Origin of the sequence: uncultured Brachyspira sp., assembly GCF_944388875.1 — a bacterium.
Classification (GTDB): domain Bacteria; phylum Spirochaetota; class Brachyspiria; order Brachyspirales; family Brachyspiraceae; genus Brachyspira.
The window spans coordinates 1-7,868 of the sequence record NZ_CALXKQ010000044.1 but is presented as its reverse complement, the minus strand read 5'-3'; the positions used below and the strand labels follow the sequence as shown (position 1 = coordinate 7,868).

Annotated in this window: 6 protein-coding genes and 1 pseudogene; all 7 read right to left on the bottom strand. The window is 28.0% G+C overall.

From position 1 onward, the window contains the following. Positions 1–956, bottom strand: a pseudogene (locus Q0J69_RS14050) (methyl-accepting chemotaxis protein); the annotation flags it as partial. 73 nt (positions 957–1,029) lie between these two features. Continuing rightward, complete coding sequence (atpD, locus tag Q0J69_RS14045; protein WP_297208550.1) at positions 1,030–2,442, bottom strand: F0F1 ATP synthase subunit beta; 1,413 nt, start codon at positions 2,440–2,442, stop codon at positions 1,030–1,032. Between the two features lie 63 nt (positions 2,443–2,505). Then, positions 2,506–3,414, bottom strand: coding sequence for an inositol monophosphatase (locus tag Q0J69_RS14040; protein ID WP_297208548.1), 909 nt, complete (start codon positions 3,412–3,414; stop codon positions 2,506–2,508). A gap of 32 nt (positions 3,415–3,446) precedes the next feature. Continuing rightward, positions 3,447–4,226 carry an MlaD family protein gene (locus Q0J69_RS14035; RefSeq protein ID WP_297208546.1) on the bottom strand — a complete coding sequence of 260 codons (780 nt, stop codon included), beginning with the start codon at positions 4,224–4,226 and terminating at the stop codon, positions 3,447–3,449. A 41-nt stretch (positions 4,227–4,267) separates the two neighbouring features. Continuing rightward, the gene (locus tag Q0J69_RS14030; protein ID WP_297208544.1) at positions 4,268–5,047 is read right to left on the bottom strand and encodes an ABC transporter ATP-binding protein; all 780 of its coding nucleotides are present in this window, start codon (positions 5,045–5,047) and stop codon (positions 4,268–4,270) included. Between the two features lies 1 nt (position 5,048). Next, positions 5,049–6,026 (bottom strand): type I phosphomannose isomerase catalytic subunit, encoded by a 978-nt coding sequence (locus tag Q0J69_RS14025; protein ID WP_297208542.1) that lies wholly within the window; start codon positions 6,024–6,026, stop codon positions 5,049–5,051. A gap of 296 nt (positions 6,027–6,322) precedes the next feature. Then, a partial coding sequence (locus Q0J69_RS14020) for a polysaccharide pyruvyl transferase family protein (protein WP_297208540.1) occupies positions 6,323–7,868 on the bottom strand: 1,546 nt, incomplete at its 5' end.

Sequence of the window (7,868 nt, the reverse complement as noted above, 5' to 3'; positions counted from 1 at the left end):
ACAGAATTAGTGCCTGATAATAGTTTGGTCATATTATTAGCAGGAATATTAGGTCTTAAATTAGTATTAATTGTTATGAGATTATCAATATCATACTGCCAAATTAAAGATATATTTTCTATGTTTTCACCTGTTATATTAACATTAGCATTCTCAATATCACTCAAAAATATTGAAAAAGACCTTATATTATTATCATTAACATATCTTGTACTTAAATATCTTGATATGATACCTATATAATCATTTAAATTATATCTGTTGCCTGATATTAAATCCATATATGATACTATATTATCAGATATATTTATATATTTATTAATACTGTAGTAAAAACTGTTAGCAAAGTCATTAGCATATTCTTTTTTTGAAGTGATTTCACGGCTTACATCATAGTCTAACTCAGCTCTATAATGCATACCATTAACTAAAGTAACAACGAATATCATTGTAGCCATAGCAATAGGTACGAAATGATAAATCATAGGAAGATAATATTCTTTCTGACCTGTCTTTTTATATAAAGGTCCAAGTAATATATTAAATATTACAGAAGATGCCGACATAGCAATGGCTATTAAAAATATTACCATTATAAGACGTATATTAAGCATCTCAAATATAGTAATTTTCCCTAAATATATATGTATACTATATGAAAATATAGCTACTAAAACTACTGCTAATCCAGCTTTTAATACATATCTTTTTCCTATAGAAAAAGATTTTCCTTTTTCAAGCTTAACGCAATCAAAGTAAATACTTACACAAAAAACAGCAATTAAAATAAAAATAAATATATATAAATAACTAACTAGAGAACTAGATAATTGATAAACTGTCTTTAGCAAAATTGAAAAAATAGCTACAGAAACAATTCCTACTACAAGAAAAAGAGCAGGCATATAAAATTTTAATCTCTTTTTCAAGACATCATCATTAACTTTAAAAATCATATACGAAACCTACAAAATTTATATACTGTTTCAATCATCGGTATAATATAGTTATTTATTTAACAAAATAAAGTTAACTTTCCATAGTTTTGGCTTTAGATACAGCTTCTTCTATAGAACCAACGAATCTAAACGCCTGATCTGGGAGATCATCATAATCTCCATTACAAATACCCTTAAAACTTCTTATAGTGTCTTCTAATTTTACATATCTTCCCTGAAGCCCTGTAAATTGCTCTCCTACAAAGAAAGGCTGACTCAAAAATTGTTCTATTTTTCTAGCACGTGATACAATCAATTTATCATCTTCAGAAAGCTCATCAGCACCAAGTATAGCTATAATATCCTGCAAATCTCTATACCTTTGAAGTATATGCTGAACTTTTCTAGCTGTATCATAATGATCCTGCCCCAATATATTAGGGTCTAATATTCTGCTTGTTGAAGCCAAAGGATCTACCGCAGGATATATACCTTTTTCACTAACTTCTCTTGATAATACAGTAGTGGCATCTAAGTGAGTAAATGCTGTTGCTGGTGCTGGGTCTGTAAGGTCATCTGCAGGTACATAAACAGCCTGTATAGATGTAATAGAACCATTTTTAGTAGATGTTATCCTCTCCTGCAAGCCTCCCATTTCAGTTGCTAAAGTAGGCTGATAACCTACAGCTGAAGGCATACGTCCAAGCAATGCCGATACTTCACTTCCAGCCTGAGTGAATCTGAATATATTATCAATAAATAACAATACATCCAATCCTGCTGAATCTCTGAAATATTCTGCCATTGTTAATGCTGACAATGCTACTCTAAGTCTTGCTCCAGGAGGCTCATTCATCTGACCGTAAACAAGACAAGTTTTATTAATAACGCCAGACTCTTTCATCTCACTCCATAAGTCATTTCCTTCTCTTGTTCTCTCTCCAACTCCCGCAAATACAGAATAACTGCCATGCTCACTTGCTATATTATGTATAAGCTCCATTATAAGAACAGTCTTTCCTACACCTGCTCCGCCGAATAAACCAGTTTTTCCTCCTTTAATATAAGGGGCTAACAAGTCAATAACTTTAATTCCTGTTTCAAAAATTTCTAGTTTAGGCTCTAATGTATCAAATTTTGGAGGAGAAGCATGTATAGATCTATATTCTTTAGCTGCTATAGGCTCTCCTTTATCTACTGTCTGTCCAAGTACATTAAATATCCTTCCTATAGTTTCATTGCCTACTGGAACCATAATATGATTACCGCTGTCAAATATATCATCGCCTCTGGATAATCCGTCAGTTGATTCCAAAGATATAGCTCTAACCCTTCCTCCGCCTAAATGCTGCTGAACTTCGCAAATTATGTGTTTTTTTACACCTTCTATTTCTTTATCTATATAAAGTGCATTCAATATAGGAGGAAGATGACCTTCTTCAAACTCAGCATCTAGGGTAGAACCTACAACCTGAATAATTTTTCCTCTTTTTCCTTCTACCATAAAAACATTCCTTTAAATTATAAAAATTATTTTTTAGTTATATATTTTATACTTATTGCAAACTTATTCAAGTACATTTATCATTTCTTTGTGAATTTTTTTATTACTTGCTATATACTGTTTCTTTGAAAATATATTATATTCTTTCATTTTCACATTACTAACCATGCCGCCAGCCTGCTTTAATATAATAGTTCCTGCACATACATCCCAAGGAGATAATCCATACTCAAAAAATCCGTCAGCTGCTCCCTCAGCTACCATGCATATATCTAATGCTGCAGAACCGTCCCTTCTTACAGCCAAACTTCTTCTAACCATATTGGCAAAATCTATCATTCTGTCATGCAGAAAGTCATCATCAATACTGGCATTATAATAAAAACCTGTTATTATAAGAGATTCTATTAATTTTTGGCTATTGCTTACTCTAATCAATTTATTATTCTTATATGCTTTTGATTTAGCATGTGCTTTATAAACAGAATCAGTTAAAGGGGCATATACAACACCAAGTATAGGAACTCCCTTATAAGCAAGCCCTATAGATATACAATAGAAAGGATATCCATGTATAAAATTACTGGTGCCGTCAATAGGGTCTACTATCCAAAGAAAATCTTTATTATCAGGATTATTTGACTCTTCTCCATAAAATCCGAAATCAGGATAATGTTTTAATAAATATTTTCTTATCTCTCCCTCATTTCTTACATCTATTTCTGTAAATAAATCTGTTTTACCCTTTTTTGATACCTTTTTAGGACATCCAAAGTATTTTAAAGAATATTTACCTACTTTAACAGCTATACGTTCAGCATCTTTTAGACATCTATTTAACTTCTGTTTAGAAAAATTTTTTATCTCATTTTGTATATTGATATATTCTATTTCTTTATCAGTTAATTTTTCTTTTTTCTTCTTGTTTTTAGAAATACTCTTCATAATTAAAGTCATAATATCATCTATCATAAAATGCCCTCCGTATAAATAATAAAAAATTTCTATTTCTTCTCTGTTTCTCTGAAAAGTAAAACAGAAGGATTATCTCTTAATTTTTCACTAAATATTCTTAAATTAGTAATTATTGATGATATATTAGTTTGCAATCCAGTATCTTTAAATAAAGCTCCTGCTGTTCCCTTTCCTCTTTCAACATCATTAATAACCGATGCCAAATCCTTAGTAATACTGTTAATATGAGATAAGCTGTCATTAACATTTGAAATAGATTTTGTAATATTTTCTTCATTAGTTCCTATAACATCGGCAATCATATTTATAGTTTGTGCCAAATTAGTAATTATAGATGAAAATTCCTGAAAATTCAAATCCTTTCCTATATCTCCAATAGAACCTAAAGTAGTTTCTATACTAAAAGGCTCAACTCCTTTAACAACACTTTCAGGAGCAATACTTTTCATACCTGTTGTATTTATCGCAGGAGGAGATACCATTATGTATTTTTCACCCAATCCTAAACCAACCGTCTGTATAGAAAATTTAGTACCTTCTGGAATAATAACATTTTTATCCGTTATAAATAAAGTTACTCTTATAGTACCGTCTGCATTAATACTTATCTTTTCAATAAATCCTATCTGTATTCCGCCTCCTCTGTATGAAACTTTACCATTCTCCTGCAAATCACCAATAAATACATAATCTACATATAATCTATATCCATCGCCTTTTAATTTTATATTACCTAATAATATTATAGCACCTACAAATATTACAATTGTAATGATAAAAAATATACCCAATTTAACTTTATTTTTCATATTTTTTCCTTATCCTAAAAATTATATATATAAAAAAGATATTAATCTTTTGGTCTAATGCTTTCTATATCCTCACCCTTTTTAGCTATACTGCTCATAAAAAAGAACTTCAAATGCGGATTTTCTGTTTCGCCCAAATGATCAGGGTCGCCTCCTTCTATGATCTGTCCTTTATGCAGCATAACCACCCTATCTGACATTCTAAATACACTAGTCATATCATGTGTTATAACAATACTGGTAACATTAAGAATAGACTGCATTTTAACAATTAAATCATCTATAACCCTAGACATAACGGGGTCTAAACCAGTTGTAGGTTCATCATAAAGCAATATTTCTGGGTCCATAGCTATAGCACGTGCCAATCCAACACGCTTTTTCATACCTCCAGAAAGTTCAGAAGGCATTTTATGCTCTATATTAGGCATGCCTACCATTTCTAATACTTCTGCTACCTTTACTTTTATTCTATCTTCAGGTATACCTTTCTTTATTCTTCTAAGTCCGAAACTCACATTCTCATAAACATTAAGAGAGTCAAATAAAGCTGCTCCTTGAAACACCATAGCAAATTTTTTACGAACTTCTGTCAATTCATTATCTGAAATTTTGTTAATATCATGTCCGTCTACTATTATACTTCCAGAATCAGGCTGCAATAAGCCTATCAAATGTTTTATAAGAACACTTTTACCGCATCCTGAATTTCCTATTACAGATAATGTTTCTCCTCTGTTTACCTTAAGATTAACTCCATTTAATACTTTTTGCTGTCCGAAACTTTTATGAACATCCTTTAATTCTATAACATCGCTCATATTATAAAGTTATCCTCAAAAATTTTATACTATTATTAGTTTTTATTATATAATCACCCAAACTGGCAGGGATTAAAACCGTTTTACCAGAATAAAGTTTAATAACATTACCATCTATATTAGATTCTATTGTACCATTGCCTTCAACAGCCATAATAATTTCAAAACTTTCACCATCTGTTTTTGAATCAAAGTTATCAGTAATAATATATTCTTCTGCTGTAAAATATTTATTTGAAAATACTGTATTAATTTCCAATAATGAACTCTTAAACTTACTATGTTTATTAGATTTCAAACTATAAGCATCTATATCCTTTATAACATTAAATGAATCCTCTATATGAAGTTCTCTTGATTTTCCATTATTATCAACCCTATTCCAATCATAAAGCCTATATGTAACATCGCTTGGAGTCTGTATCTCAGCTATAACAGAATTTCCGAGTATAGCATGTATGCATCCGTTTGGAATGTAAAAAGCATCTCCTTTTTTAATTTCAAAATAATTAAACATATCTTCTATATTTTCTTTATTATACACAGCTTTTTTTAGATCATCCTTAGTGACATTTTCTTTTAATCCTATAAGAAGTTTTGCATTGCCGTCCGTATTCATAACATACCACATTTCATTCTTGCCATGCTTATTATGTCTTTTATTTGCATATTCTTCATTAGGATGAACTTGTATAGATAATTTATCTCTTGCATCTATAAGTTTTATGAGAAGAGGGAAATAATTATCCTTGCATTTTGTACCCAAAAGTTTAACTCCGTATTCATCTACTAAAGAAGATAAAGTTCTTCCTTTAAACTCTCCATTAAGCACAATATTATCATCATTAGGCAAACTGCAAATCTCCCAGCTTTCACCTATAGTTTTATTTTTATCAAATGGTTTTGAATATAATGATGCTAGGGTATTGCCTCCCCAAATAACTTCTTTTGATATTTCTTCAAACTCTAATAAATACATAATACAATTATATAAGATAAAATAAATAATTCAATATACTATAATTTAAAATATTCTTTTATTTTACTATCTTCTAAATTTTTATTTCTTATAAAAAGTAAAGAATACTATAACTCATTAGCTTATATATTGTCTCCTATTAAAACTTTATTAAATGAGGTGTCATATACATTTATATTTTTTAAGTAAGAATTTCATTATATGATAAAATAAGTTTATGTTATATTTCAATTTTAAAAATGTAGTAGCAAAATACTAAATTTTATTAATAATGATTTTATAGGAATTCATAACTATTAATATAATTTTCTGAATTTATCTTTAAAAGACTCACGCCACTTTTTTACTGGTATCCACCAAGCTATCATATTAATATTTTTTTCAGTAGCTTTAATTGTGACTTTAATACCAAATAAGTATATATAAATATAATTCTTGCTATTATATATTCCGAAAAACTTTAGCCAATTTATATTATTTGCTAAATAATTTATTTTATTGCTTAATTGTTTATTTTCATTATTTAACTGTTGATTTTTTTCTATAAGCAAATTTATCATATCATCCTTATATGAATCTTTATTAATTTTTTTTGGAGTTTCAAGTGCATTTACAAGCCATTCCAATGATTTTTTCTTTTCTAATTCTAGTTTTTCATTTATTTGTTCAAAATCCATACTTGTGTTAATAATATTAGTATCCTCTAATATTTCATAGAACTTGTTAATAGTTCTATTTTCTAATTTAAACATTCTAATTAAAGATTTATATTTAGAAATAGCACCATCATTTATTACTAAAATGAAAGGCTTATTGAAAATAATAGCAAAACATATTCCATGAAAAGAATCTGATATAAAAAAATCACAGTTTTTAATCATATAAAGCCAATCTTCTATTGAAAAAGATTTATCGTATTCAACTTTACTGCTAAAATCAACTCTACCTGTTTTAAAAACTTTTAAAGATAATTTATCAGATACAAAAGACAAATATTTATCTATATTACTATCCCCTCGTCTTAAATATGATGCCACATATTTATATTTTATATTTAATTTACTTTTTGATATCAAATAATCATAATATTTTACATCTAATAAAAATACAGGATCTAATACATGTGTAGCCTCAACATCAAATTCATTTTTACATATATTTATACCATCATCTTCTCTAACAGATACATAATCAAATTGTTTTAAATAATTTTTAAAGAGTAATTTGTTACAATATCCTCCATTATATGTTGGAATACCAAATGAAGATGAATAAGATATTTTCTTTTTACTATTATTTGTAAAATTAAAGAGATAATAAAATATATTATCCTCAAAAAAATCATATCTCCAAACTTGATCTGAACCTACAATGAAAGTATCACAATTTTCATTAAGTTGATTCAATATTTCTTCAGAAAAATATTCATTAGCTATATTGGAATATTTTATATGGAATTTATTTCCTATAAAATTATTATACAAGCTATCTTGAAGTTTATTATCATAAATAAGTAACGGATTATATCCCAATTGCTCTATGACTTTATATAGAGCATAATATGTTAAAGCCCCACCATAATTATCTTGAAAAGCCATATTTACTATACCAACATTATACTTTGTATTATTACTATTTTTATATAATTCTTCTAAAGGTTCTTTGTATAAATTATCAAAAAAATACTTTCTGTTAGAAAATATAGATATATTACCTCCTAGTCCGCCATTAAAAGGTTTAACTTTTGTAATATTTTTGTATTTTCGTTTATTATTCAAATACTTAAATGTATTGTTGCCTTTATATGTATTTATTAATACTAAAGATACACCTTTATTATCA